A 1,592-nucleotide genomic window follows, 5' to 3' on the forward strand; every position below is an offset into this window, starting at 1 on the left:
TGCCTGCACCTCCGGCTGTCCCCGCAGCCCGACCTCGAGGGCGCGAGCGGTCACTGTCGAGACGAGCGCCTACGTTTCTTCGGCGACGAGCCCCGGATCAGCCTGGTCCGTCAAGGACGGGAGCACGCCGCGGACGACGTCTTGCGTGGTCGAGAGCGCCGCCGCCGCCGCGAACGCGGACGAGCGGGACACGACGGAGAGCGGAAGAGCAAACACGAGCAGATCTCTTGGGAGTCTCGTTGTCGCACTCGACCGCGTCGAGGTTCCGCCCTCGAGGACGGCTATCGCGCCACGGCGATCCGGCGATCCAGCACGCGGTCCGACGTGCCGTCGAGGACGGTGACCACGAGGGGCACGTCGCGCGGCCCTAGCATCTCGACGGTCCCGCCCTCGAGAGCCGGCAGGCCGGCGTAGCCAACGGCAACGCGGTCGACGGGGACAGCGTCGGGGCCTTCGTCACTGCGGCGGACCTCAACCACACATGGGCCGCACGCGTCGGGAAGCGGGAGCGAGCGGAGCGCCCCGTAGCCCAACGTCGCGACCGGCCTCGAGGTCGGCGGACGGATCACGACGAGGTCGACCGGGATCTCGCGATGGCTGACAGTGACCGGCTCGCCTCCGGCCTCGAGGACGACCGGCCGGTCCGTCAGCAGCCCGGCCTCGAGGGCAGCGCGAACTGCGGGGTGCCGGTGCTCCGGCGTGCTCGCGGCCCAAACCTCGGTCTGGCTCACCGTCAACGGGTCGGTGCCCGTCAGCTCACGGAGGTACCAGCCCATCGGAGTAGAGTGCTCGGAGGGCGACTCGTGTATGTGCCCGTAGCCGGCGTGGACCAGCAGCCGCGCATCGGCGTCGAGGTCGAACACGCGCTCCTTGAGGTGGCGGGCCTGCCAATACTCCCGGTTCTGGCCGTAGTCCAGCGAGTCGATCTCGGGGTCCTCACGATCCTGCTCGTATCGCACCAGCGTGTACCCGAGCCGGAGCGCTTTCCGTACGAGCGCTCCAAAAACGGGTTCGTTCGTGTAATAGCCCATCCCGACGGTCGGGTAGTCGGTCACCGCCGACAGGATCGAATCAGGCGCAAACGTCTCGGCAGCGAGGTAGCGGAACCCCTGGTCGTACAGCGGCTCGAGAAGGTCGAACGTCAGCAGCCTCGAGGACGCGTCGTGGTGCGCCTCGTTGACCATCACCACACGCCGGTCCTCCGCTCGCCGGACGATCTCGTTCGCCGCGTCGAGAGCGCTCGTTCCTGGCGGGAGAACACCAACGGAATCGGAGATGACGTGCCCGTACGCGAGGCCGTCCCAGCGGAGCGCTTCGCGATGGAGCCCGAGCTTGCCAGCATACTGGGCCAGCTGCCCCTTGACGAACGAGTCCGAACCCGTCTGTGGCTCAAACCGGTCGGCGGCCTCGAGGAGCCGGAGGTACACCGACAACGGCCCATCGCCGGGCTGGGGCTGGCGCAACTCGAACGGCGGCCGATCCTCCTCGTCGTGGTGCTGCGCAGCGGCCGTGCTTCCCCATGCGATCAGCAGGACGAGAACAAAACGGGTCATGATGCCAAAGGGATGCGACCCTCTCGACACCCAAGAGCC

2 protein-coding genes are annotated in these 1,592 nt (G+C 68.6%); both read right to left on the minus strand.

What is annotated here, in order from left to right; translation table 11 throughout:
• Positions 1-69: 69 nt before the first annotated feature.
• On the minus strand, positions 70-216 hold the full coding sequence (locus WBA11_RS13260; protein ID WP_424521148.1) for a hypothetical protein: 147 nt from the start codon (positions 214-216) through the stop codon (positions 70-72).
• A 65-nt stretch (positions 217-281) separates the two neighbouring features.
• Positions 282-1,553: a hypothetical protein gene (locus WBA11_RS13265; protein ID WP_424521149.1), complete on the minus strand. Its 1,272-nt coding sequence runs from the start codon at positions 1,551-1,553 to the stop codon at positions 282-284.
• Between the last annotated feature and the right edge of the window lie 39 nt (positions 1,554-1,592).

This window comes from Rubrivirga sp., from assembly GCF_049648075.1.
Classification (GTDB): domain Bacteria; phylum Bacteroidota; class Rhodothermia; order Rhodothermales; family Rubricoccaceae; genus Rubrivirga.